Origin of the sequence: Adlercreutzia aquisgranensis (assembly GCF_943193145.1) — a bacterium.
Classification (GTDB): Bacteria; Actinomycetota; Coriobacteriia; order Coriobacteriales; family Eggerthellaceae; genus Xiamenia; species Xiamenia aquisgranensis.
In genome coordinates this window covers 169,825-194,669 of sequence record NZ_CALPDA010000004.1, presented here as the reverse complement: position 1 = coordinate 194,669, position 24,845 = coordinate 169,825, and the positions used below count along the sequence as shown (strand labels likewise).

Sequence of the window (24,845 nt, the reverse complement as noted above, 5' to 3'; positions counted from 1 at the left end):
AGCCTTCCCGAAAGGGATCTATCCGTTACCGATCCTTAAAGAGGAGGGGTCGAAATGACAGAGAAAGAAAAGGCGAAGAGTAGAAAGCGCAAGGCGCTCTCCTCGTTCTCGATTCTGCTCATCATCCTGATCGTCCTTGCCATCATCACCGTCATCATGGGAGCCAGCGGTGTTGAGGGCGTCACCGGCGCAACGCTCGCCGACGTGACCACCGCTCCTGTCCGCGGCTTCACCGACGCGCTGCCCGTCTGCCTGTTCGTGCTCATCCTGGGCGGTTTCCTGGGCATCACCGCCGAGACCGGCGCCCTTGATGCCGGCATCGCCGCGCTGGTGCGCAAGCTCCACGGCAACGAGCTTCTGCTCATCCCCATCCTGATGTTCCTGTTCTCCATCTGCGGTACCACCTACGGTATGTGCGAGGAGACCGTGCCTTTCTACCTGCTGCTCGCGGCTACCATGGTGGCTGCCGGCTTCGACAGCATGGTAGGTGCCGCCACGGTGCTTCTGGGCGCCGGCACCGGCGTTCTGGGCTCCACGGTAAACCCCTTTGCCGTGGGCGCGGCCGTTGACGCCTTGTCCACCTCGGGCATCGCCATCAACCAGGCAACCATCATCGGCTTGGGCTGCGTGCTGTGGCTTATCACCCTTGCGATCTCCATCTGGTTCGTCATGCGCTACGCGAAGAAGGTGAAGGCCGACAAGGGCTCCACCATCCTGTCTCTGCAGGAGCAGGAGACCATGAACGCCGAGTTCGGAGGTGCCGAGAAGGACACCGAGGAAGCCGAGGCCAACCCCAACAAGAAGATGCTGACCGGCCGTCAGAAGGGCGTTCTGGCTGTGTTCGCCGTCACCTTCGTCATCATGATCATCGGCTTCATTCCGTGGGAGGACCTGGGGGTCGACGCGTTCAACGCCGGTGCCCAGTACGAAGAGGTCGTAGCCCCCGTGGACGCGACCGAGATCGAGGGCGCATGGGCTGACGCTACCGACGGCGCAGCGCTCATGATCGACGGCTCCGTGACCGGCGAGTCCGTGGCCGAGGAGCAGGTGTCGCAGGGCTGGTCCGCCTTCCTGTGCGGCCTGCCGCTGGGCCAGTGGTACTTCGACGAGGCTTCCACCTGGTTCTTGCTGATGACCTTCGTCATCGGCATCGTGGGTGGCCTGTCCGAGTCCCGCTTCGTGAAGGCCTTCATCAACGGCGCAGCTGACATGATGTCGGTCGTGCTCATCATCGCTTTGGCCCGTTCCATCACCGTGCTCATGGGCACCACGGGCCTGGACATGTGGATCCTCACCAACGCCGCTAACGCGCTCGAGGGCATGTCCGCCATCATCTTCGCTCCGCTGTCCTTCCTGCTCTACGTGCTGCTGTCCTTCCTGATCCCGTCTTCCTCGGGTATGGCCACCGTGTCCATGCCCATCATGGGCCCCCTGGCTGCGGGCCTTGGCTTCTCGCCCGACGTCATGATCATGATCTACAGCGCGGGCAACGGCCTTGTGAACTTGTTCACGCCTACGTCCGGCGCCATCATGGGCGGCCTGGCCATCGCACGCATCGAGTACTCCACATGGCTCAAGTTCGGCTCGAAGCTGTTCGTGATCTTGGGCGTGGTCTGCATCGTCGTGCTGACGGTGGCAATGGTGCTGATTCCCTACACGGGACCGGCGCCCACCATGGGCTAGCGGCCCTGCCGTAGGTTGCTGTACGCCTGCGGGCTCGCACAAGTCCGCCATTAGAACCCCCGCTTCATGCAAGCGGGGGTTCTTTACTGCAGTCAAGTATGGTTTTTCGCCGAATGTTGAAGTGCGAAAAGGGGAGAGGAGGGGTCGACCCTTGCAAACGGTTACGTGCAGCCGTATCATTAGCAATTGCTGTTTTCGCTGCGTCGGTACGGAACCGCCTGCACCGGCGTACGCAGATAAAGATATCAAGAGAAGCAAAAGGAGTTCATCTTCATGGCAGTGAAAATTCGCCTTGCCCGTCACGGTGCGAAGAAGCGTCCCTACTACCGCATCGTCGTTGCCAACGCCTCCAGCCCCCGCGACGGCCGCTTCATCGACGAAGTGGGTCGCTACAACCCCATCGCCGACCCCGCCGTCGTCTCCTTCGACCTCGAGAAGGTCGATCGCTGGATCGCCAACGGCGCGCAGCCGACCGACACCGTGGCCTCCCTGCTGAAGCGCTACCGCGAGAACGCCTAAGCCCATGTCCGAAGTCAGCGACGACATTATCGGCCTTGTCCAGGCCGTGGTGGTGCCTCTGGTCGAGTTCCCCGACGAGGTGAGCGTTGCCCTTGGCGAAGAGCACGACGATCTGATCGTCGTCAACATCTCCGTCAACGAGCAGGATGCCGGCAAGGTGATCGGCCGTCAGGGGCGGGTCATCAAGTCTATCCGCACCCTCGCCCGCGCTGCGGCATCTAAGACCGACGCCCGCGTGGAAGTGGAGCTGCTCGACTCGTGAGCTCGTGGACCAAGGCCGCATATCTTTCCAAGGCTCGGCAACTGCAAGGAGGGCTTGTTGCGCGCAACGCAGCGGGCCTTCCTTTTTTGCTACGTCCGGGTCTTGAGGTCTCCTTCGTGCCCCCTACGCTCGACGGAGACCGCCACGGGGTGGTCGAGTCGGTCGAGCGCCTTTCGGGCGAGGACTACCTCGTGTTCTTCCGCAACATCCGCGATATCGACGCCGCGCAGCGCCTTGCCGGTTCCTTCTGCCTGGCGCGGACCGAGGACGTGGGGGAGTCGCTTGCCCAGACGCCCGGGCTTCGCCTCGAAGGGTGCCGCGTGGTCGACATCGCCCTGGGCGAGGTCGGCGTCGTCTCCGGCATTGTCGACAACCCGTCCCAGCAGCTGCTCGAGGTGACCTCGTCCGACGGCTCCGTCTTCCTGGTGCCCAACGTCGATGCCATCGTTGTCTCATTCGACGTCGACGCGCGCATCGTGCGCACGTCCCTGCCTGCGGGGATCATGGACCTGTAGGGGATTTGATGCGCATAGACACCCTTTCCACCTTTCCCGGCATGTACGACTCCGTCATGGGCGAGTCCATGATGAAACGCGCCCAAGAGAAGGGCCTGCTGGAGTTTTGCGCCCACGACCTGAGGGACTGGACCCATGACCGCCACCGCACCACCGACGACGATCCCTACGGAGGGGGAAACGGCCTGGTGATGCGCTGCGCACCCATATTCGAGGCCTTCGACGACATCGTGGGGCCTCGCAGCGGAGACGACGGCACCGAGGTGCTGTTCCTCTCGCCTTGCGGCGAACCCTTCACCGACCGCGTGGCCGACCGGCTTGCGGCCAAGCGCCGGCTGGTCTTCGTGTGCGGGCACTACGAGGGAATCGACGAGCGCGCCTACAGCCTTGCCGACACGGTGCTGTCCTTGGGCGATTACGTGCTCACCAGCGGCGAGTTGGCATCCATGGTGGTGATCGACGCGGTGGTGCGCAAGCTGCCCGGGGTGCTGGGGGCCCAAAACGGCGCGGAAACGGAAAGCTTCGTCGACGGCTTGCTGGAGTACCCCCAGTACACCCGCCCCTCCACGTACCGCTCCATGGAGGTTCCCCCCGTGCTGCTGTCGGGCGACCACCAGGCGGTGGACCGATGGAGGCGCCAGCAGAGCATCGAGCGCACCTGGCGCTTGCGCCCGGACCTGCTCACCGACGAGGTGGTGCGCTCCTTCGACGAGCACGACGTTTCTTTTCTGCAAAGTCTGCAGAGTTTGACCGCCGAAGCGTAAGAGCGGGCGCGTCGGGGTATCATGTATGGCTACGACTGATTGCACGGCGGGGCCCGGGCCCCATTCGGCGGAAAGCGAGCTATACCTTCCATGGACCAAGGGCCACGTCGGCCGCAGGGCGGCAACATCATCCTCAGCGCGGTGGGGCGGGTGCTCAAGACCATCGCGAGCATCCTGGCCCTCGTCATCGTCATCCTGGGTTTGTCCTGGTTCATGCGCGAGTTCGTCTTCCAGGCCTACGAGATTCCCTCCGGCTCGATGGAGGACACCATCATGGTGGGGGACATGGTGTTCGCCGAGAAGGTGAGCTACTACTTCCGCGAACCGGAGTACAAGGACATCGTCACCTTCCACGACCCCGAGATTCCCGGTCGCATCCTCATCAAGCGCTGCATCGCCACGGAGGGCCAGGTGGTCGACATCGACGACAACACAGGGACCCTCTACATCGACGGCGTCGCCATGGACGAGCCCTACACTGACGGCAAGCCCACCTACACCTTGGCCGGCGGCGTGAGCTTTCCCTACACCGTCCCCGAGGACCACATCTGGGTGATGGGCGACAACCGCACCAACTCCCAGGATTCCCGCTATTTCGGCGCCGTGCCGGTGTCGTCCGTCACCGGGCGGGGGGCACTCGTCTACTGGCCCCTTACCAGCATGCGCGTTCTCGAGTAACCGCTCCGTTCCCAGGCGCTTCGGCCTTCGGGGCGCATCCGCTGCATAGCCGTTTGACCAGAAGGAGAACCATGAGCCAACCGTTGCAGGCGGCCCCGGTCGCCCAAGCCGCCAAGACGCAGGCGCTGCCGCCGACGTTCCAGGACGTCATCATGAACCTGCAGCGCTATTGGGCCGAGCAGGGCTGCGTCATCCTGCAGCCCTACGACAACGAGGTGGGCGCCGGAACCAACGCCCCGGCCACCACGCTGCGCTCGCTGGGTCCCGACACCTGGCGAACCGCCTACGTGCAGGGATGCCGCAGGCCTACCGACGGACGCTACGGCGAGAACCCGAACCGCACCCAGTTCTACTACCAGTTCCAGGTGCTCATGAAGCCTTCGCCCGACAACATCCAAGATCTCTACCTGGGCAGCCTGCGAGCCATCGGCATCGACGTCGAGGCCCACGACGTGCGCTTCGTCGAGGACGACTGGGAATCTCCCACCCTGGGAGCCTGGGGCCTTGGCTGGGAGGTGTGGATCGACGGCATGGAGGTCACCCAGTTCACGTACTTCCAGCAGGTGGGCGGCTTCGAGTGCAGCCCGGTGCCCGTCGAGATCGCCTACGGTCTGGAGCGCCTTACCATGTACATCCAGGGCGTGGACAGCATGTTCGACATCGTGTGGAGTCGCGGATCCGACGGCGTCACGTTCACCTACGGCGACGTGTACCTGGAAAACGAGCGCCAGTACTCGAAGTTCAACTTCGAGGTCGCCGATACCGAATTCCTCTTCCGCGAGTTCAACGAGCGCGAGGCGGAATGCATGCGCACCCTGGAGGCGGGCCTTCCGCTTCCGGCCTACGACAGCGTGCTCAAGTGCTGCCACGCCTTCAACCTGCTGGATGCCCGCGGCGTCATATCTGCAACCGAGCGAATGGCCTACATCCTGCGCGTGCGCACCCTTGCGAAGGCGTGCTGCGCCTCGTACATGGAGCATGTCGTGGGAGTCGACCCGGAAACCGGCGAGCCGAAGAGAAGCCTTGAGGGCGAGGAGTAGTGAGCACTATGGAAAACGCAAACACCGCAACGCTTGCCTTCGAGATCGGCACCGAGGAGATCCCCGCGTTCGACCTGCACAAGGCCACGGAGCAGCTTCGTACGCTGACGGGGGAGGCCCTCGACGCCAAGCGCATCCCCCATGGCGACGTGAGCGTCTACTCCTCGCCGCGCAGGCTCATCGCCGTGGTGGGCGACGTGGCCTTGCGCACCGAGGAGCTGACCGAGGTCTTCCGCGGCCCCTCCGCCGCCATCGCCTTCGACGACCAGGGGGCCCCCACCAAAGCCGCCGTCGGCTTCGCCAGGGGCAAAGGGCTTTCTGTCGAGGATCTGACGCGCCGAAGCGTGGACGGCGTCGACTACGTCTTCGCCACCCGCCATGTCGCTTCCGTCGAGGTCGATTCGATGCTGCCCGAGGTGATCGAGGGCGTTATCGAGTCCATCTCCTGGCCGAAATCGTGCCGCTGGGGCACGCAGAGCGCGTTCTTCTCGCGTCCCGTCCGCTGGCTGGTGGCGCTTTTGGGCGACAAGGTGGTGCCCGTGCGTTTCGCCGGGCTGGAAGCGGGGCGCCTTACCTGGGGCCATCGGTTCCTCGCCGCGGGCCCGTGGGAGGTCGCCCATGCCGACCAGCTGCTCGACGTGGTCCGCTCCGCCTTCGTGGTCCCTTCGGAGGCGGAGCGCGAACAGGCGATCCGCGCGGGCGTAGCGGCCATCGAAGCCGAGACCGGCTCGAAGGCCGAGCTGCCCGCGAAGACGCTTTTGGAGGTCACCAACCTTTCCGAGTACCCGACACCGCTGAAGGGAACCTTCGACGAGGAGTTCCTCGCCGTTCCCGAGGAGATCATCGTCGACGCCATGCTCATGCACCAGCGCTATTTCCCGCTCTACGACGGCCAGGGCAAGCTGACCAATTCCTTCGTCCTGGTCAGCAACGGTGATCCCGCCTGCGCCGACACCATCGTCGACGGCAACGAGCGCGTCGTCCGGGCGCGCCTGTCCGATGCCAAGTTCTTCTATGAGGAGGACCTCAAACGGCCTCTGGAAAGCTACGTGGAGCACCTCGACGAGGTGGTGTTCCAGGAGACGCTGGGCACCATGCGCGACAAGACCGACCGCATCGTGGCGCTGGCGACGCATCTGGCCGCCGATGCCTCCCTCGACGGGGACGACTCCCGCGACGCCGCCCGCGCCGCGCTGCTCGCCAAGGCCGACCTGGTCACAAACGCCGTGGTGGAGTTCACGAGCGTCCAAGGAGTCATGGGGTCCTACTACGCCGCAGCGGCGGGGGAGACCGATCAGGTGGCCCGCGCCATCGCCGACCATTACCGTCCCCGCTTCTCCGGCGATGCGCTTCCCGAATCGACGGTGGGCCGCATCGTGGCCATGGCTGACAAGCTCGACACCATCTGCGGATTGTTCAGCGTTGGCCAAGGCCCCACCGGCTCCTCCGACCCCTTCGCGTTGCGCCGAGGCGCCATCGGCATCGTGGCCATGCTGCAGGCCGGCCTTCCCGTTTCCCTCGAGCAAGCCGTCGACGCGTCCCTTGCCACCTACGCCGATGCGGGCATTGGGTTCGAGAGGGAGGCAGTCCGCCGGCAGGTGCTCGACTTCTTCATCACCCGCACCTCCGTCATGCTGCGTGACGAGGGGGTTCACGCCGACACCATCGACGCTGTGCTGGCATGCGATGTAGTGGAGCCGGCGATCATCATCGCCCGTGCTCGGGCCCTTGAAGCCGCTCGCAGCCAGGATCCCGACACGTTCGCCGACCTTGCAACCGCCTTCTCCCGAGCCGACAACCTGCGCGACGCGTCCCTGGGCGAGGAGCCCGACCGCTCCATCATGGAGGCCTCCGAGCGGGCGCTCCTCGAGGCGACCGACGTTGCCGCAGACGCGGTTCGCCGTGCGCTTGCCGACGACGACTACCCGGCGGCGCTCGCCTCCTTGGCGGCCCTGCGCGCGCCCATCGACGGATTCTTCGCCGAGGTCATGGTCATGGCCGACGACGACGGGGTCCGCACGATGCGCCTGCAGCTGCTCAATCGCTTCGCCGCCATCTTCAAGGACGTCGCTGACTTTTCGAAGATGGCCAAGAGCCGATGATAAGCGAGTTCATCAGCCTAGAGAACACGACGCCGCTGCCCACCATCCACGTTGTCAGCGACTCGGTGGGCATCACCGCTCAGACGGTGGCCCGGGCGGCGGCGGCGCAGTTCGGCGTCACGAACCCCAACATAGAGGTGCTGCCCAAGGTGCGCTCCTTCAACGAGGTGGTGGAGTTCGTCGACGAGCACACGGCCTGCCATCGCGCGACCTACGGCGACGGGCGTATCCTGGTGTTCTACACGCTCGTCGACAGCGACCTGTCCCACGAGGTGGCTGAGTTCTTCGCTGAGCGCGACGACGTTGTGGCAGTCGACCTGATGACCGGGGCGCTGTCGGCTATCGCACAGATGACGGGCAAGCGCCCGGCGGTTACTCCGGGAAGCGTGCACATCGCCGACCAGAACTACTTCCGTCGCATAGAGGCTATCGAGTTCACCATCGAGCACGACGACGGCCGTAACCCCCAGGATCTGACCCGGGCCGACATCGTGCTTCTGGGCGTTTCCCGCTCTTCGAAGACGCCCACGTCCATTTACCTGGCCCAGCAAGGCTTCAAGGTCGCCAACGTGCCGCTCGATCCTTCCACGGAGCCCCCGGCGCAGCTGTTCGACGTGGAGAGAAGCCGTCTGTTCGGACTCATGATCTCGCCCGATGCCCTGGTGGGCATTCGCCAGCGAAGGCTCGGCAACGCCATCGGGGTGGCGGGGGCCTACGCCGATCTCGAGTACATCTACCGCGACCTGGAAGAGGCCCGTGCGCTCATGCGCAGGCTCGGCTGCATCGTCGTTCACACCGAAAACCGGGCCGTAGAGGAGACCGCACAGGAAATTTTGCGGTATTATGAGCGGGTTCATCCTCCTTCGGATAACATGTAATCAGCTGAGTCATCTGGGGATCGGCTCCCGAATACGTTCAGGTTAGGAGAGTAAGGTGACTGAGGAAGTCAAGCGAGTCTACGCATTCGGCAAAGATGCAGACGGCAAGAACGTGACCGAAGGCAACACCAACATGAAGGCCCAGCTGGGTGGCAAGGGCGCCAACCTGGCGGAGATGGCTAACATCGGCTTGCCCGTGCCTCCGGGATTCACCATCACCTGCCAGACCTGCATGGAGTACGCCAACGCCGGCAACACCTGGCCGGAGGGCGCGCTCGACACCATCCGCGAGTACCGCGTCGACCTCGAAGCGCGCATGGGCAAGAAGATCGGCGACGCCGAGGACCCGCTGCTCGTCTCCGTGCGCTCCGGCGCCCCCATGTCCATGCCCGGCATGATGGACACCGTTCTCAATCTGGGGCTGAACGACCAGTCGATCAACGGTCTCATCAAGCAGACGGGCAATCCCCGCTTCGCATGGGATTCCTACCGCCGCTTCATCCAGATGTTCTCCAACGTGGTCATGGGGCTGGACGGCGACCTGTTCGAGAACGCCATCAACGCCATGAAGAACAGCCGGGGCGTTGCCCAGGATACCGACCTGAACGCGGACGACCTGCAGGAGCTGGTGGGGGAGTTCAAGCGCATTTTCTCCGAGAACGTCTCGGGCGCCGAGTACCCTTCGCTGGTTGTCGACGGTGCCGTGGCTTTCCCGCAGGACCCCATGGTGCAGCTGAAACTGGCCATCGAGGCGGTGTTCGGCAGTTGGAACAACCCCCGCGCCGTGCTGTACCGCAAGCAGAACAAGATCGCCGACGACCTGGGAACCGCCGTCAACGTGCAGTCCATGGTGTTCGGCAACAAGGGCAACACTTCCGCCACCGGCGTGGCCTTCACCCGCAACCCCGCTAACGGCGAGAAGGAGTTCTACGGCGACTACCTGGTCAACGCTCAGGGCGAGGACGTGGTGGCGGGCATCCGCAACACGAGCCCCATCGCCGAGCTCAAGCATGTCGAGGGCCTGGAGGACGCCGGACGCGAGCTCGAAGAGGTGTTCGTCACGCTGGAGAACCACTTCCGCGACATGTGCGACATCGAGTTCACCATCGAGCAGGGCAAGCTGTGGATGCTGCAGACCCGCGTGGGCAAGCGTACCGCCGCCGCCGCGCTGCACATCGCCATCGAGATGGAGAAGGAGGGCCTCATCTCCAAGGAGGAGGCCGTCATGCGTGTCGATCCCGAGCAGCTCGACCAGCTGCTGCACCCGCAGTTCGATAAGTCCGCAACCTACGACGTGCTGGCTCGCGGTCTGAACGCCAGCCCCGGCGCCGCCGTGGGCGAGGCCGTTTTCTCCGCTGCCGACGCCGTGGCCGCCGCCGAGGCGGGCCGCAAGTGCGTGCTGGTTCGCTGGGAGACCAATCCGGACGACCTGGCCGGTATGATCGCCGCCGAAGGTATCCTCACGAGCCATGGCGGCAAGACCTCCCATGCCGCCGTTATCGCCCGCGGCATGGGCGCGCCGTGCGTATGCGGCGTCGAATCCCTCAAGATTGACGCGGAGAAGAAGCAGGCCAGTGTTGCCGGCACCGACATCGTCATCAAGGAAGGCGACGTTGTCTCCATCGACGGCACCACCGGCATCGTCGTGCTCGGCGCGGTCGAGCTGGTCATGCCCGAGCTCACCGGCGACCTTGACACCATCCTCGAGTGGGCAGACGAATTCCGCACGCTGGGCGTTCGCGCCAACGCAGACAACCCCGAGGACGCGGCCCTGTCCCGCAGCTTCGGTGCCCAGGGCATCGGACTGTGCCGCACCGAGCACATGTTCCTCGGCGATCGCAAGAAGATTATCCAGACCTTCATCCTCAACGAGGATCCCGCGGTGCGCGAGAAGGCCGTGGCCGACCTGCTGGCGGCCCAGACCGGCGACTTCCTCGGCATGTTCGAGGCCATGGACGGGCTGCCCGTCATCGTGCGCTTGCTCGACCCGCCGCTGCACGAATTCCTGGAGAGCCCCCGTGCGCTCGACGTCGAGATCGCGCGCTTGGAGGCAGCTGGCGCCGATGCGGCCGTCGTCGCAGAGAAGCGCAACCTCATGGACCAGATCGACGCTCTTGCCGAGCAGAACCCCATGCTTGGCCTGCGCGGATGCCGCCTCGGCATCGTTTACCCCGTACTGCCCCAGATGCAGGCGCGCGCCATCGCCACGGCCACTGCCCAGCTGATCAAGCGCGGGTTGAATCCCAAGCCCGAGATCATGGTCCCGTTGGTTTCGGTCGTCCCCGAGCTGGAGACCATGCGCGAGCTGGTGGAGCGTACGGTCGCCGAAGTTGCGGCCGAGCAGGGCGTGGAGCTGTCCATTCCGGTCGGCACCATGATCGAGCTGCCGCGTGCAGCGGTGACTGCCGACGAGATCGCCCGCTACGCCGACTTCTTCAGCTTCGGCACCAACGACCTTACCCAGACCACGTTCGGCTTCAGCCGCGACGACGTGGAGGCGGAGTTCGTGCCTCAGTACCTGCGTGACCGCATTCTGCCCTTCAACCCCTTCGCGACGGTCGATGCCGGCGTCGCGAAGCTGGTGAAGATGGGCGTGGAGCTTGGCCATGAGGGCAATCCCGACATCGTATGCGGCGTATGCGGCGAGCATGGCGGCGACCCCGACTCCATCCATACGTTCCAGGCGTGCGGCGTCGACTACGTGAGCTGCTCGCCGTACCGTGTCCCTGTAGCGCGCCTTGCTGCAGGACAGGCGGCGATTCAGGCGAAGTAATTCGCTCCACAAGCACTTCCTTGGTATGCAGGACCCCGGTTTGCACCGGGGTCCTTTTCGTTTCATCGGGACTTTTAGAACGATTCATGGATTCTCTCCATATACGAACATTTATTCTATTCACATCCAATGTTTCTCTATAATACGAACAAACGTATTATAGAAGGGAGTGGTTTTCCATGGAGCCGTTCGTTAACGCTACGCCGGGTAGGTACCTATGCGTCGGACTTCCCATCGATATAGATGAGCCTGAGGGAGCGTCTGCCGCGAACAATGGTCGGCGTGCCCCTTGGTTGCCGCAAGCGCTTGCGGACCTCTGGGCAGAGCAGGCAGCGAGCGTCTACCACACCTACCTGCGCTACGCGGGACCGGGCGATATTTTCGTGCGCTCCATAGGCGAGCACTTCATCGATGCGGAGGCCTATCTGGCGACGACGGGCGCAGATTCGCGCGATCTTGCCCGCGAGCTGGCTCGCATCGTGTTCGCCGAAACGGGAATACCCATCGAAGTGGGGGTAGGCGACAACCTGTTCCTAGCCAAGGTGGCTCGCGACAGGGCTTCTCAGTCGTCTTCGAAAGTGGCATTGCTGGATGCTGCCTCGTTTCGAAGGGATTACTGGCTCCATCGCCCGATTGCCGACCTGTGGGGCTTCGGGCCGGAGACGGCGAGAAGGCTCGAGCAGCTTGGGATATACGATCTCGCCGGCGTGGCTGGCGAAAGCGAGGAGGCGCTGTATCGGGAGTTCGGCGCGGAGGCCGAGTTTCTCATCGACCATGCCTGGGGCATGGAGCCTTGCACGCTGCGGCAAGTTCTCAGATGCAAAGCCGCCGGCAGCAGCGTCTCCAAAGCCACTCTTATGCCGTCGAGATGCACCGGGTACCAGATGGAGCGTACAATCTGCGGGATGACGCGCGAGCTGTGCGAGGACCTTGCCTTGGATGGTCTTGCCGCCACGTCGGTCACGCTCCATCTGGGGTATCCCGCCGTTTGCGGGCCAGCCGGTCCGCATGGTCGATACTCGGACGACCCGGCAGAACGCATCGCTGCGGCGTCTGCTCGAGCAAGCGAGCGAACGCGGGCGCTTCCGGGCTACGTTTGCGAAAGCCGGTGCTTTGCCAGGCCTATTGCCGCTGCCGAGCCCATAGCGGCCGCGGTCAACCGTCTCTACGAAAAGGCCAACGTTGCCGGACTGGAACCTTGGCGAGTTAGCGTGACCTTGCGGGACCTCGTGCCGAGCAGCACGCCGTCCCGCTCGGAACCGATGCTGAGACTGCTGGAGGCGAGGGTGGCAAGACGCGGGTCCCATGTTGCGAGGAACCATGCTGGGCGAGGTCGTCAGTTCGTGCTGCTTCCGGCATATCGCGGCTATTCCGATATGGTGGCGAAGATAGCCTTGGACGAAGAAGCCGCCTAGGGTCTGCTACACTGAATAATCCTTACGCTTGTTTTCGGAAGGACGGGCTTGCCCATGCTCATAAACTCGCTTGCTTTCGTGCTTGAGAAGTCGCATTGCCTCGAGCCGTTCTGGGCAAAACTCGATAAAGGCGAGGACGCCGCTATCGGCGTCGCCTCGTCGGCCCGCCCCTTCCTCGTTGCCGCCCGATTCGCCTGCAGGCCTCAACCGACGCTCGTGATCGTCGCCGGGGAGGAGAGCGCCGTCGCGTTCGCCCGCAGCGTCGCCGCGTACCTGGGAGACGACAAGGTGCTGCGCTTTCCTGAGCGGACGGATACCCCCTTCGTACCGAAGCGGCCCGACTTCTCGGCCGCTGCCCGACGCATGAGGGCCGCCTGGGCCCTGCAGGAGGGCAGAGAGGTGGTCGTAGTCGCAAGCGCTCGGTCCCTGGTGCGCCGAATTCCGCCGGTGCAGGCCTGCGCCGCCGCGCCTCTGTTCCTTCGCGCAGGCTTCGAGCTTGGCGCCATGGAGCAGCCTACGCGCTCTCGCAGCCTGAACGACTACGAGGACGTTCTGCGCTCCCTGGAGGCGCGCGGCTACGAGAACACCGGGGAGCTCGACGGCCCCGGGACGTTCGCTGCCCGAGGCGGAACCATAGACGTCTACCCGGGCAACCTCAGCTATCCGGTGCGCCTTGACTTCTTCGGCGACGAGCTCGAGGAAATACGGCGTATCATCCCCTCGACCGGGCAGACGGTCTCATCCCTCGAAGAAGTGGAGGTATATCCTGTCCTGGAGTTCGAGACGACGCCGCAGACCATGGCGCAGGCGCGGAAGAAGCTGAAGCGTCCCGCCGCTTCTAACCCGGTGCTGCGCGCCATGCTCGAAAACCTCGAGGGAGGGATGCGCTTCGACGGCGCCGACGGCCTTTTGCCCTATCTGTACGAAGAGACGGCTACCTTGGGCGACTACGTGGCGAAAGGCAGCCTCGTAAGCCTTATGGAACCTCGCTCGCTCATGGACGACATGGCCCATGCGCTGGACGAGCTGTCGGTGAAGGCGAAGGGGTCGGGGCTTGCCCTGGACTCGCTCTACGCGTCGGCCGAGAGCGCAAGCTTCGGGGATGCGCTCAGGGCAACCTACGTTTCGATCATGCAGGTAGGAGGGCTGCTCGACGCCGAGCTTCCCGTAAAGCGCGTGGAGGTGGCAGGACATCCCGACAAGCTGTACGGACGCCTGAGGAGCCTCGTGGACGGATCGTACACGGTCGTCTTCAGCGCGTCGAACCGCCGCGCGCGCAAGGAAATGGAGCTCGAGTTCGTAGAGCGCGGCCTTCCTATTCAGGAGCTGCGCCAGGAAAAGGGAACCGAGGAAAACGGGGACGGCGAGGGTACGCCCGGCGCCGAGAAACGACGGCTTCGCAAGGGCGTCGTCAACGTCACGGACGTCGACGTGCCCTTGGGCATGGTCATCCCAGCCGCCAAGCTGGCCCTCGTCAGCCTGACCGACACCCAAGGCTCGAAGGCGTCCCAGTCGGCGAAGCGCCATGTCGACATCACCGAGGTGACGTTTCCCTACAAGCCAGGCGACTACGTCGTCCATGCCGCCCATGGCGTCGCCCATTTCAAGGAGCTGGTGCGAAGGGAGATCGACGGAGTCGAAAGGGATTACCTGCTGCTCGAGTACGCCGAAGGAGACAAGCTGTTCGTCCCGGTGGAGCAGCTCGACCGCGTAACCCGCTACGTCGGGCCCGAAGGGGCAAGTCCCCGCCTTACGCGCCTGAACACCGCCGACTGGTCGAGGGCGGTCGCCAAGGCGACGGCCGCTACCAAGAAGCTTGCTTTCGACCTGGTGGACGTTTACGCCAGAAGAGCGACAGTCAAGGGCTACGCGTACCCGCCGGACAGCTGGCGCCAGCACGAGATGGAAGAGGCATTTCCCTTCCAGGAAACCCGCGATCAGCTGGCTGCCATAGCCGACACGAAGTCGGATATGGAATCGGACAGGCCGATGGACCGCTTAATCTGCGGCGATGTGGGATTCGGCAAAACCGAGGTGGCTTTGCGGGCTGCGTTCAAGGCGGTGGACGCGGGAAAGCAGGTCATGGTGCTCTGCCCCACGACCATCCTCGCCCAGCAGCACTACACCAGCTTCAACGACCGCTTCGAGCCCTTCGGGGTTAAGGTGGAGGTGCTCTCCCGCTTCCGCACTCCCGAGCAGCAGCGCAAGGCGCTCTCCGGCTTCGAGAGCGGGGATGTGTCGGTGCTCGTAGGAACGCATCGGCTGCTGTCAAGGGACGTCAACCCTCGCGATTTGGGGCTCGTCATCATCGACGAGGAGCAGCGGTTCGGCGTGGGCCATAAAGAGCAGCTGAAGCATCTGCGCGAATCGACCGACATCCTTACGCTGTCGGCGACTCCCATCCCCAGAACCATGCAGATGTCCCTTTCCGGGGTGCGCGATATGAGCTTGATCATGACGCCCCCCGATCAGCGCCGTCCCGTAAACGTGCACGTGGGGGAATGGGATCCGGACCTGGTGTCCGACGCCATACGACGGGAGCTCGCCCGAAAAGGGCAAGTGTACTACGTGTCGAACCGTGTTCGCTCCATCGACGACGCCGTAGCCCGCGTGCAGCGAGCCGCCGAGGAGGCTCGTGTCGGGGTTGCCCACGGGCAGATGTCAAAAGAGCAGCTTGAACGGGTTATGGAGGAGTTTGCGGCAGGCAAGCTAGACGTGCTCGTCGCGACAACCATCATAGAAAGCGGCATCGACAACCCCCACACCAACACGCTCATCATAGAGGATTCTCAGCGCCTCGGTCTGGCTCAGATGTACCAGTTGAAAGGGCGCGTGGGCCGCTCGTCCGAGCAAGCCTACGCCTACTTCATGTTCCCCGACAACATCCCCCTTACCGAGGAGGCGCAAGCGCGTCTTACCGCGCTATCCGAGCATCAGGAGCTTGGCAGCGGTCTTCGGATAGCCATGAAAGACCTCGAGATCCGCGGCGCAGGGAACATCTTGGGCGCCGAGCAGTCGGGCAACATGTCGGCGGTCGGCTTCGATCTGTTCGCCCAGATGCTCGCCCAGGCGGTAAACGCCACCAAGGAAGGCGACCTCAAGGCTCTCGACCAGCTGCCGCCGGCCCTCTCCGACATCACGGTGAACCTTCCCGGGCATACCTACCTGCCGGAGGACTACATCCCCGCCACCGACGAGCGCGTCCTCTGGTACCGAAAGCTCGCGTCGGCCTCTACGGAGCAGGCAGTGCAGGATATCTACGAAGATCTGCTCGCGAAGCGCCCCGACATGCCCCAGGCTGCGGAGAACCTGTTCGCGAAGGCGCGTCTCAAGGCCTTTGCGAACGAGCATCATGTCCGCCTTGTCTCGGCGGTAGCCGGAAAGCTCACCGTGGAGCCTATCGATATCCCCAAGGACAGACTCACCGCCCTGCGCCGCGCCCAAGGCCGCTACCTGTCCGACAAGCGCAAGCTCATACTGCCGTTGCGCTATTTCAAGCTAGGCGAGGGCGACAACCTCATTCGGCCGGTGTACGAGCTACTGAAGAGCTTGGTGGGGGAGGATGATTCCAGCCGAGGCTAAGCGGTCGCGTGGCGGGCGGAAGCTCCCGCGCTTCGGAGGCCTGTCGCGCAGGGGGCTTTTCCAGCAGCAGCCTGGCAGCCGTCAGGCGATTCGGCGGCTGACTGGAATCCGGTACGGGCGTGAAGCGCCCGTCGGACCGGGCGCACGCGACCGTCTCGAACCGCTCGGCAGGCTGCGCGCTTTGGCTGTCAGCTACTTGTAGCAGGTGGCGATCATGCGAGCGACGAGCTTGCCGGTATCGTCGGTGATGTCGACGCTGCCGAACACCACGGTCCGTCCGACCTTGTCGAGGGCGGCTTCGGCGTACAGGACATTCCCGTGCGATACGGAGAGGAAATCGATGGAGCAGGAAATGGACATGGTAGGCTCGCTGCCGTAGTTCGCGGCTATGGAGAGCGCATAGTCTGCCAGCGTGAAGATGGCTCCTCCCATGATGTTGCCCATCGCGTTGCGATGCTGCGGGCCCACCTCCATCGAGCACAGACCGCGGCCAGGGGCGGCCTCCACAATCTGGCAGCCCACTGTCCGTGCGGCGAAGACGTCCTTCTCCATGATCGACCGGACCGTTTCCACGGGAGCCCCTTCGGGTATCATCGCAGTCATACTGCTCCTTTCCGCGCATCCTTGCTGCGTGCGCCTCGATGCGGGCAGCGCGGGCTGGCTGCCCATGCCGCCCGCCGTCACTGCTCGAGTTCGGCAGTGGCTCCATAGAGCTCGAGCCAATCTCCGTTCCTCACGGTTACCGTCTGGTTCGACCCCACGGTAACGTAGCGCTCGTCCGCGAACGTGCCGTCGGGGAAGGTACGCTCGGACATGACGTAAGCGCCGGCCTCGAGGCTGATGCTGCCGGCCAGGTCTGGGTCGAGCTCCACATGGTAGGTGCCTTCGGGGATGTCGACCCCCACCCGGTAGAACCCGCTCGTGAGAACGGACCCTGCATCCACCTCGGCAAGGGACGCGTCGTACATCGCATCGTCGCTGTCGGCCGGGAGATATACCAGCAGGTCGCCGTCGGACAGCGACAGGAAGTAATTCCCAAGGTAGGTGTTCTGCCCGTAGTAGGCGTACCGGGCCTTCTGCGGGTCGGCCCGGCCTGAGACGGCTTTGAAGAGGAAGTAGGTGCTCTCCTGGGTGTCCGAGCCCTCCAGGAAGTAGATTCCCGCAGGTATGCCGGAAAGGGTGCCTACCTGGTAGGCTCCGGCGGTGCAGGCGACAAGATCGGTGCCCGGGACGTCCTCAACCGTTCCCTCGACGTCGGGCAGCGCCGCAAGGACGTCGGCATAGGTGAAGAGCGTCTGGGAGAGGTCTTGGGAGCTGCTCGAATCCTCTGCGCCCCCGCCGAGGAAGTCGTGGCTGTAAGGGTAGTACCAGCTGTAGGGGTCCTCGCCCGACGGATCGGACCCATAGGCCCCGGAATCGCCGGACAAGCCGCCCCAGACCTGCTGATGAGCGCCGGAGAGGACGGCCGTCGTACCGCCGATGCCAAGCGCAACGCCCGCAACAAGGCCCAACGCGCCGCCAAGGAGAGCCCACGGCCATCGCCGGCGCTTCTTTTGGCCGATGACAACCCCTTCGACCGCCTGCAGCGAAGTCGGGGCGGCACTTTCAAGGCGCGCGCCGCTGCTGGGCGTCGCATCCGAGGGCGGTATGCGGTCGCATCCCCTTGGCGCCGGGTCGGCGGGCGCTGCTTGCCAGCGCGGTGCCTGGGATTCGGGGATCTGCGACGCCCACAGGGGCGCCGGCGTGGGCGCACTGCTTTCGTGCCGCACCGCTCCCGGGAACGCTGCGGGATCGCTGGTTTGCTGGGAATAGGTTCGCTCGTCCATAGGGCACCTCGCTACGAAACGGCGCGCCCGCTGCCTCGGGCGCGCCGCGAAGGGTTACTGAGCGTCAGGGAACACGACGGCGGCTGCGTTGTCTATGCGCCCGAGCACGTCGGAACGCTCCATGAGCACGATGCTCTCGAACAGGGGAGGAGACACCATGTTGCCGGCAACGGCCACGCGCAGCGGCTGGAAGAGCAGCTTCGGCTTGATACCGGCCGCCTCCCCCAGATTTCTGCAGGCCAGCTGCAGCGTCTCGGCATCCCAGGCTACCGACGTGTCGGCAAGCACCTGGCGGCAAAGCCCCAAGGCCTCCTGGGCGCGCGCGCCGTCCTTCAGCAGCACCTTCTGGACGCTTTTGCCGTCAAGGACGCACCCTTGGCCCCAGAACAGGAAACGCAGCTTGTCGGGAATCTCGTCCAGACGCACCAGCCGCTCCGCCACGAGCGGGTAGAGCTGCTCGAACCAGCTGGGGTCGTCGGCGAAGGCGGCCTGGGCCGCAGCGACGTCGTCGGGAGAGGGCGCCGTCGCTGCGGACGGCGAGCCGTCGGCAGCGGGCTCGACGACAATGGCCTTGGGCTCGGCGGCGTAGCCCTGCGCCATCGCCTGCTCGATCCAGGGGCGGGCTGCCAGCGCCCAAGATGCGGCGCCCATCTCGCGGATGTACACCCCGTTCATCCAATCGAGCTTCTTCGTGTCGAACACTGCGTCCTTGCGCTGGATGCGCGCGGCGTCGAAGGAGCCGCACAGGACGTCCCGGGGGATGATGGTGGTCTCGCCGTCCAGCGACCAACCCAGAAGCGCGAGGAAGTTCACCATGGTGTCGGCCAGGTAGCCCCGGTCGCGGAACTCCTCCACCGACGTGTCGCCATGGCGCTTGGAGAGCTTCTTGCCGTTCTCGCCCAGAATCATGGGCAAATGCCCGAACACGGGGTGCTCGAGCCCCAGCGCCTCGTAGATGAGTATCTGCCTGGGGGTGTTTGACAGGTGGTCGTCGCCGCGAACGACGTGGCTTATCTGCATGTTGGCATCGTCGCAGACCACGGCGAAGTTGTAGGTGAAGGTGCCATCGGTGCGGCACAAGATCATGTCGTCCATGACGTCGGCGGGGAAGGACATGGAGCCGTAGACCATGTCGTCGAAGACGATGGGGCCATGGTTCTCGGGCACTTTCAGGCGCCAGACGTGGGGCTCGCCGGCATCGATGCGCCGCTTGGCCTCAGCCGGGTCGATGTTGCGGCAGGTGCGGTCGTAGCCGGCGTAACCGCCCTCGCTGGCCTCGGCCGCCGCCCGCTTCGCGTCGAGCTGCTCCTTGGTGCAGAAGCACGGGTAGACCGCCCCGCGCTCCTTCAGCCGTTCGAGGGCGGCGCGATAGGTCTGGGTCCTCTGGGTTTGGAAGTAAGGGCCGAATTCGCCGCCCACCTGCGGCCCCTCGTCCCAGTCAAGTCCCAGCCACCGCATGGCGTCGATGATGATGCGCGTATTCTCGTCGGTGGAGCGCTGGGTGTCGGTGTCCTCGATGCGCAGGACGAACGTCCCGCCTTTAGCCCGCGCGAACGCCCAGTTGTAGATCGCCGTGCGCGCGCCGCCCACATGGAGCATGCCGGTGGGGGAAGGGGCGAAGCGGACGCGGACGGCGCCCCCTTCGCTGCAGGTGTCGTTGCAATCGACCATGAATGCCACATTCCTTCGTCTGTTCGCAGTAGAGCCGGCGACGGCCGGCCGATAACGTCGGACAGAGTATAGGCAACGGACGGCACGGCAAGGCCGAAGCCGCTGGCTCGCCAGGGAAAAACCAGAGTAACCCGCACCGGGGACCGTTTTCCGGGATGCGAGACAATCGGCGGGGCGCTCTGGGTTTTCTGCCGTTTTTCCCCTGGTTCCTAGACAAGATTCCTGCTATCTACCAAAATAGAGAATCCACGCACGAGCGATACGTTCTCCCGTGCCCGGTTTCTCCCTACAACCTGCGCAGCGCTCGATAGAGCGCAGAAGGATAGCCGAAGATGATTACCATCGTCGAATCACCGAACCCGTTGCTGAACCAGGTGTGCGACCCCTGCGACCTTGCCGACAGGGAGCTGCGCCGCCTTGCGAAGTCCATGGTGAAGGCCATGTACAAAAACGGCGGCTGCGGGCTTGCCGCGCCCCAGGTCGGGGTGAGCAAGCGCCTCGTCGTCATCGACTGCGACCAGGACGACTCCGGCGAGCAGAACCCCATCGTCATGGTCAACCCCGTCATCGTGGAGACGTCGGGGGAGGTGGTGACCGAGGAGGAGGGGTGCCTGTCGATCCCCGGCATCTCGGTGCCCATCGCCCGGCCCGAGTACGCCCGCGCCCGCTTCTTCGACCTTGACGGGGAGGAGTGGGAGATCGAGGGCGACGGCCTTCTGGGCCGCTGCCTGCAGCACGAATGCGACCACCTGGACGGCATCACCATGTTCGAGCGATGCACCCCGCAGGCCCGCCTCCAGGCGCTTGCCGACTACGAGCAGGCGCAGGCCGCCGGCGCTAAGCCCGGCGACACCTCCGTTTCCTAGGGCCGCCCATGCGCATCGTATTCATGGGAACGCCCGAGTTCTCCGCCACCATACTGGGCTACCTTGCGGAGCAGCACGACGTCGTAGCCGCCTACACGCGGCCCGACGCTGTTCGCGGCAGGGGCAAGGCCTTGGAGCCGTCGCCGGTCAAATCCCTGGCGCAATCCCTCGGCATCCCGGTCTTCACCCCGCGCAGCCTGCGCGACGAGCAGGTCGTCGCCGAGCTCGCCGAGTTGCAGCCCGACGCCATCGTCGTCGCCGCCTACGGCATGCTGCTCCCCAAGGCTGTTCTCGACATACCGCGCTACGGATGCATCAACGTTCATGCGTCCCTGCTGCCCCGCTGGAGGGGCGCAGCTCCCGTGGAGCGTGCCATCCTTGCCGGCGACGAGGAGACCGGCGTGTGCATCATGGCCATGGAAGAGGGGCTCGACACGGGTCCGTACTGCGTCTGCAGGACCACCTCGGTGGCGGGCAAGAGCGTCCGCGAGCTCACCGAGGAGCTGGCGTCCCTGGGCGCTTCGGCCCTGCTCCACGGCCTGACCATGGTGGCCTCGCAGCCCCATCCTTTCGTCGCCCAATCCGAGGAGGGAATCACCTACGCCTCGAAGATAGGGAAAGGCGAGCTCAACCTTCGTCCGTCCGACGGCGCCGAGGAAGCCCTCAGGAAGGTGCTCGCCTCGTCGGATGCGCATCCGTGCAAGGTAGTCGTATGCGGACGTCCCCTTACCGTCCTTGTCGCCGAGAGGGCGGCAGAGCAGCGCCCGCCGCTTGCCTGCGGGCAGGTGGCGGTTTCCGGGAAGCGCGTGGTCCTGGGCATGGCCGACGGCGCCATCGAGCTTGCCAGCGTAAGGCCCGACGGCAAGAAGACTATGGACGCGGCGGCCTTCGCGGCCGGAATCCGCGGATCGAAAGACGCAACGATGATGTGGGAGGAATTCGGTGTCCGATAACCAACAGCCTTACAGGGGAGCAAGCAACCGCCCGTCGGGGGGCCGACCCTCGGGGGGAAGGCCCTCGGGCCGCCGCCCCTCGCGTCCGGGGCAAGCGCCCTCGCGCGGCCCTCGACCGACGCGTGACGGCGGCGAGCGGCCGCAGGGGAAAGGCGGAGCGCACGCAGGTCGGCCCGGCGCCGAGGACGCGAACCGCGGCAACCGCAAGCCCCGGCCGTTCAAAGGAGGCTCGGAAGGCAACCGCGGCTTCCGCACCCCCGACCACGATTCCGCCCGCAAACCGCGACCGGGGCAGGACCGGGGCAGGCCGCGCCTCTCGTCGGATGAAGGACGGCCCGCCGACCGGCCTTCCAAGCCGGCGGGCCGTCGCGGCGCTTCCGGCCCCGATCGGGCCCGGCGCGGCGAAACCGCGCGCACGCCGAAAGGCTACGCCGGCGAGCTGGCAGGCCGCAAGCCGCCTCGCAAGACCAAGGCGAGCCCCGCGCGCACGGCGGCCCTCGACGCGCTCAGCCAGGTCCGCGAGCGCAGGGCCTTCGCGCAGGATGTGATCTCCCACACCATCGACACCTCCCACATGAAGCCCGAAGACCGAGCCTTCGCCACAAGGCTCGTACTCGGCGTCACCAGCTCCTGGGGCATCCTCGACGAGGTCATCAACAAGTTTCTGGACGACCCTCGCGACATCAGCCCCTCGGTACGCGACGCCCTGCGCCTGTCCGCCTACGAGATCATCTTCCTGGGCAAGCACCCCCACGCCGCCGTCGACCAAGGCGTGGAGCTGGTGAAGTCCGTGGCGCCTCCTGCGGCGGGACTCTCCAACGCGGTGCTGCGCAAGATCGTGGCGGAGCGCTCCGAGTTCCCCTACGGAGACCCTTCCACCGACATAGACGCCTTGGCCCGGGCATGCGCCTTCCCCGGATGGCTTGCGCGGGTGCTCGTCAACGACCTGGGGCCCGAGGCAGCCGTCAACCTGATGAGGGCATCTAACGAGCAGGCGCCCCTGTTCGTCGCCATCAACGGCGCGAAGGGCGGCGAGGACATCGTGCGCCGCGGCTTCGAGAAGGCCGGAGAGCCGGTGGAGCCGGTCTGCATCGACGGCGTCGAGGTTCCCGGCTGCCTGCGCGTGCTCGACCCGCGCGCGCTGCTGCTCCCCGAGATGAAGCGTTTGCTGGGGACCGGGCGCATTCTGGTGTCGGATGCGGCGTCGCAGCTCGTGGCCGCCTCCATATTGCCCGACGAGAAGCCCGAATCCCTCCTCGAGATAGGGGCTGGCCGGGCCACCAAGACCATCCTCATCCAGGGGGATGCCGTCCGCAAGTACGGAAGCCAGATAGAGCAGTACGTGACCTTGGACAACAAGGAGTTCAAGACGAAGCTTCTGACCAAGCGCGTCAAGGAGTTCGGCGTCTGCGTGTCCGAAGCCTTGACAGGCGACGCCCTCGACCTGGCAGGCGCGCTGGGGGAGCGCGCCTTCGACATGGTGTTCCTCGACGCTCCCTGCTCGGGGCTGGGCACCTTGCGCCGCCATCCCGAGATTCGCTGGCGAATCGGGCCGGCTGACATCATCTCCTTCGCCCAGAACCAGCTGGCCATGCTCAAGCAGGCGAGCGCCCACGTGGCCCCGGGGGGCACGCTGGCCTACGCCACCTGCACGGTGACCAGGGCCGAGGACAACGCCGTGGTGAAGGCGTTTCTGGAATCCCCGGAAGGATCCGATTTCTCGCTGGTCCCCATAGCCGGCGCCGCCTGCATCTCCACGCAGCTCGTGCCGGAGCCGCCGAAGGAGCGCGCCGAGCGCGCGGGCAAGCGGGTCCTCACCGCGACCGGTCCTTCGCAGGATTTCGACCCGGAGATAGGCAACGCCAACCGCTTCGACGACGCCATGGCGCTCATGGGCTCCCCGGACGCCCATTTCGCGGTGCGCTTCGTCCGCGCCGAACCCGCAGGACAATCCTAGACGCCAAGGCGACGGCGGAGTCGGCGGCCTGCGCGCAAGAGCCGCCGCCCCGCCGTCCGGACGGCCCGAAACGCTTCGACGACCGGGCTTCGCGCCCAACGAGAAAGGCAACAACCATGACCGTGAACTACCGGCAGTACAGCGACGTCGACCCGGCCGACTACGACGCCCTCGTGGTCGGCGCCGGATTCGCCGGCTCCGTCGTCGCCCGGGAACTCGCCGAGCGCGGCGACAAGCGCGTGCTCGTCATCGAGAAGCGCCCCCAGATAGGCGGCAACATGTACGACGAGCTGGACGATGCGGGCGTCCTGGTGCACCGCTTCGGTCCGCACATCTTCCACTCCAACGACAAGCGCGCCTTCGACTACCTGCAGCGCTTCACGCCGTGGCGCGACTACGAGCACCGCGTGCTCGCCGACTGGTACGGCACCTACATGCCGGTGCCCTTCAACAAGACCTCGCTGCGCATCGCCTTCGGAGACGAGCGGGCCGAGGCGCTGGAGCGCAAGCTCATCGACGCCTTCGGCGACGAGCGCAAGGTCACCATCACCGAGCTGCGCGAGCAGAACGACCCCGACCTGGCCGAGGTCGCAGACTTCGTCTACCGAAACGTGTTCCTCTACTACACGCAGAAGCAGTGGGGGCTCACGCCCGAGGAGGTGGACCCCTCGGTGGTCGCCCGGGTCCCCGTGTTCCTGTCCCGCGACGACCGCTACTTCCAAGACGCCTACCAGGGCATGCCCCTGCACGGCTACACGCCGCTGTTCGAGGAGATGCTCTCCCATGGAAACATCGACGTATGCCTGGGCGTGGAAGCGGAAAGCGTCTTCGACCTGAGGTTCTCCTCCGGAGAAGAGGACGCGCCGCTTTCGGGAATCGCCCTGAAGGACGAGCTCTTCACGGGGCCCATCGTGTACACGGGACCCCTGGACGAGCTGTTCCTCGACCGCTTCGGGCGCCTTCCGTACCGCACGCTGGACTTCGTCTACGAGACCCACGACACCGAGCAGCTGCTTCCCAGCGGCACCGTCAACTTCACCGTCACCGAGGACTACACCCGCATCACGGAGTTCAAGCACCTGACCGGGCAGCAGCATCCCAAGACCACCATCATGAAGGAGTACAGCCGCGCCTACGAGGACCCCTCCACCCAGATTCCCTACTACGCCATCATCGGTCCGAAGAACGAGGAGCACTACCGCCGCTACCTCAAGCTGACCGAGCAGCTGCCCAACTTCCACCCTCTGGGAAGGCTTGCCGAGTACCGTTACTACAACATGGACGTCATCGTGGGGCGGGCCCTGGCCCTGGCCGACGAGCTGCTTCGCGCAGAGGACGCCCCAAGCGACAAGGAGTAGCCC

The 24,845-nt window shown here is 65.1% G+C and carries 19 protein-coding genes; 16 read left to right on the top strand and 3 right to left on the bottom strand.

Annotation, left to right across the window (positions count from 1 at the left end):
• Positions 1-54 precede the first annotated feature (54 nt).
• The 12 genes from NFR41_RS03860 (at position 55) to mfd (ending at position 16,211) form a co-directional block, all read left to right on the top strand.
• Positions 55-1,683 (top strand): YfcC family protein, encoded by a 1,629-nt coding sequence (locus NFR41_RS03860; RefSeq protein ID WP_251230775.1) that lies wholly within the window; start codon positions 55-57, stop codon positions 1,681-1,683.
• 273 nt (positions 1,684-1,956) lie between these two features.
• Positions 1,957-2,202 (top strand): 30S ribosomal protein S16, encoded by a 246-nt coding sequence (gene rpsP, locus NFR41_RS03855; RefSeq protein WP_160212529.1) that lies wholly within the window; start codon positions 1,957-1,959, stop codon positions 2,200-2,202.
• A 4-nt stretch (positions 2,203-2,206) separates the two neighbouring features.
• Positions 2,207-2,464 (top strand): KH domain-containing protein, encoded by a 258-nt coding sequence (locus NFR41_RS03850; RefSeq protein ID WP_160212528.1) that lies wholly within the window; start codon positions 2,207-2,209, stop codon positions 2,462-2,464.
• A 116-nt stretch (positions 2,465-2,580) separates the two neighbouring features.
• Positions 2,581-2,979 (top strand): ribosome maturation factor RimM, encoded by a 399-nt coding sequence (locus NFR41_RS03845; protein WP_251230774.1) that lies wholly within the window; start codon positions 2,581-2,583, stop codon positions 2,977-2,979.
• Positions 2,980-2,987: 8 nt separating this feature from the next.
• Positions 2,988-3,743: a tRNA (guanosine(37)-N1)-methyltransferase TrmD gene (gene trmD / locus NFR41_RS03840; RefSeq protein WP_160212526.1), complete on the top strand. Its 756-nt coding sequence runs from the start codon at positions 2,988-2,990 to the stop codon at positions 3,741-3,743.
• A 90-nt stretch (positions 3,744-3,833) separates the two neighbouring features.
• Positions 3,834-4,421: a signal peptidase I gene (gene lepB, locus NFR41_RS03835; protein WP_160212525.1), complete on the top strand. Its 588-nt coding sequence runs from the start codon at positions 3,834-3,836 to the stop codon at positions 4,419-4,421.
• 71 nt (positions 4,422-4,492) lie between these two features.
• On the top strand, positions 4,493-5,461 hold the full coding sequence (locus NFR41_RS03830) for a glycine--tRNA ligase subunit alpha (RefSeq protein WP_251230773.1): 969 nt from the start codon (positions 4,493-4,495) through the stop codon (positions 5,459-5,461).
• 8 nt (positions 5,462-5,469) lie between these two features.
• Positions 5,470-7,563 carry a glycine--tRNA ligase subunit beta gene (glyS, locus tag NFR41_RS03825; RefSeq protein ID WP_160306196.1) on the top strand — a complete coding sequence of 698 codons (2,094 nt, stop codon included), beginning with the start codon at positions 5,470-5,472 and terminating at the stop codon, positions 7,561-7,563.
• Positions 7,560-8,441, top strand: coding sequence for a pyruvate, water dikinase regulatory protein (locus tag NFR41_RS03820; RefSeq protein ID WP_432762685.1), 882 nt, complete (start codon positions 7,560-7,562; stop codon positions 8,439-8,441). The genes glyS and NFR41_RS03820 overlap by 4 nt, the downstream gene beginning before the upstream one ends.
• Positions 8,442-8,496: 55 nt before the next feature.
• Complete coding sequence (gene ppdK, locus NFR41_RS03815; RefSeq protein WP_251230772.1) at positions 8,497-11,214, top strand: pyruvate, phosphate dikinase; 2,718 nt, start codon at positions 8,497-8,499, stop codon at positions 11,212-11,214.
• 179 nt (positions 11,215-11,393) lie between these two features.
• Entirely contained in the window at positions 11,394-12,629 is a 1,236-nt protein-coding gene (locus tag NFR41_RS03810) for a Y-family DNA polymerase (RefSeq protein ID WP_251230771.1), read from the top strand.
• A 54-nt stretch (positions 12,630-12,683) separates the two neighbouring features.
• Positions 12,684-16,211, top strand: coding sequence for a transcription-repair coupling factor (gene mfd / locus NFR41_RS03805; protein WP_251230770.1), 3,528 nt, complete (start codon positions 12,684-12,686; stop codon positions 16,209-16,211).
• A gap of 192 nt (positions 16,212-16,403) precedes the next feature.
• On the opposite strand, the gene NFR41_RS03800 is transcribed toward mfd, so the two are convergent.
• The 3 genes from NFR41_RS03800 to gltX all read right to left on the bottom strand — a co-directional run bounded on the left by NFR41_RS03800 (position 16,404) and on the right by gltX (position 19,708).
• Positions 16,404-16,814: a PaaI family thioesterase gene (locus tag NFR41_RS03800; protein WP_160212520.1), complete on the bottom strand. Its 411-nt coding sequence runs from the start codon at positions 16,812-16,814 to the stop codon at positions 16,404-16,406.
• 77 nt (positions 16,815-16,891) lie between these two features.
• Positions 16,892-18,037, bottom strand: coding sequence for a hypothetical protein (locus tag NFR41_RS03795; RefSeq protein ID WP_251230769.1), 1,146 nt, complete (start codon positions 18,035-18,037; stop codon positions 16,892-16,894).
• Between the two features lie 54 nt (positions 18,038-18,091).
• On the bottom strand, positions 18,092-19,708 hold the full coding sequence (gene gltX, locus NFR41_RS03790; RefSeq protein WP_251230768.1) for a glutamate--tRNA ligase: 1,617 nt from the start codon (positions 19,706-19,708) through the stop codon (positions 18,092-18,094).
• 332 nt (positions 19,709-20,040) lie between these two features.
• Here gltX and def point away from each other — a divergent pair, with 332 nt between their 5' ends.
• From def to glf, 4 genes are all read left to right on the top strand, one after another.
• The gene (gene def / locus NFR41_RS03785) at positions 20,041-20,574 is read left to right on the top strand and encodes a peptide deformylase (protein ID WP_160212517.1); all 534 of its coding nucleotides are present in this window, start codon (positions 20,041-20,043) and stop codon (positions 20,572-20,574) included.
• Between the two features lie 8 nt (positions 20,575-20,582).
• Positions 20,583-21,527, top strand: a complete 945-nt coding sequence (fmt, locus tag NFR41_RS03780) for a methionyl-tRNA formyltransferase (RefSeq protein ID WP_251230767.1) — start codon at positions 20,583-20,585, stop codon at positions 21,525-21,527.
• A gap of 439 nt (positions 21,528-21,966) precedes the next feature.
• Positions 21,967-23,484: a transcription antitermination factor NusB gene (locus NFR41_RS03775; protein WP_251230788.1), complete on the top strand. Its 1,518-nt coding sequence runs from the start codon at positions 21,967-21,969 to the stop codon at positions 23,482-23,484.
• Between the two features lie 116 nt (positions 23,485-23,600).
• The gene (gene glf / locus NFR41_RS03770) at positions 23,601-24,842 is read left to right on the top strand and encodes a UDP-galactopyranose mutase (RefSeq protein WP_251230766.1); all 1,242 of its coding nucleotides are present in this window, start codon (positions 23,601-23,603) and stop codon (positions 24,840-24,842) included.
• The last annotated feature ends 3 nt before the right edge of the window (positions 24,843-24,845 follow it).

Coding starts and splice junctions, on each gene's coding strand:
- lepB (WP_160212525.1), top strand. CDS start 3,834: ATGGACCAAGGGCCACGTCGGCCGCAGGGCGGCAACATCATCCTCAGC.
- glyS (WP_160306196.1), top strand. CDS start 5,470: ATGGAAAACGCAAACACCGCAACGCTTGCCTTCGAGATCGGCACCGAG.
- NFR41_RS03810 (WP_251230771.1), top strand. CDS start 11,394: ATGGAGCCGTTCGTTAACGCTACGCCGGGTAGGTACCTATGCGTCGGA.
- NFR41_RS03850 (WP_160212528.1), top strand. CDS start 2,207: ATGTCCGAAGTCAGCGACGACATTATCGGCCTTGTCCAGGCCGTGGTG.
- NFR41_RS03820 (WP_432762685.1), top strand. CDS start 7,560: ATGATAAGCGAGTTCATCAGCCTAGAGAACACGACGCCGCTGCCCACC.
- rpsP (WP_160212529.1), top strand. CDS start 1,957: ATGGCAGTGAAAATTCGCCTTGCCCGTCACGGTGCGAAGAAGCGTCCC.
- NFR41_RS03860 (WP_251230775.1), top strand. CDS start 55: ATGACAGAGAAAGAAAAGGCGAAGAGTAGAAAGCGCAAGGCGCTCTCC.
- NFR41_RS03795 (WP_251230769.1), bottom strand. CDS start 18,037: ATGGACGAGCGAACCTATTCCCAGCAAACCAGCGATCCCGCAGCGTTC.
- NFR41_RS03800 (WP_160212520.1), bottom strand. CDS start 16,814: ATGACTGCGATGATACCCGAAGGGGCTCCCGTGGAAACGGTCCGGTCG.
- glf (WP_251230766.1), top strand. CDS start 23,601: ATGACCGTGAACTACCGGCAGTACAGCGACGTCGACCCGGCCGACTAC.
- fmt (WP_251230767.1), top strand. CDS start 20,583: ATGCGCATCGTATTCATGGGAACGCCCGAGTTCTCCGCCACCATACTG.
- trmD (WP_160212526.1), top strand. CDS start 2,988: ATGCGCATAGACACCCTTTCCACCTTTCCCGGCATGTACGACTCCGTC.
- def (WP_160212517.1), top strand. CDS start 20,041: ATGATTACCATCGTCGAATCACCGAACCCGTTGCTGAACCAGGTGTGC.
- mfd (WP_251230770.1), top strand. CDS start 12,684: ATGCTCATAAACTCGCTTGCTTTCGTGCTTGAGAAGTCGCATTGCCTC.
- gltX (WP_251230768.1), bottom strand. CDS start 19,708: ATGGTCGATTGCAACGACACCTGCAGCGAAGGGGGCGCCGTCCGCGTC.
- NFR41_RS03830 (WP_251230773.1), top strand. CDS start 4,493: ATGAGCCAACCGTTGCAGGCGGCCCCGGTCGCCCAAGCCGCCAAGACG.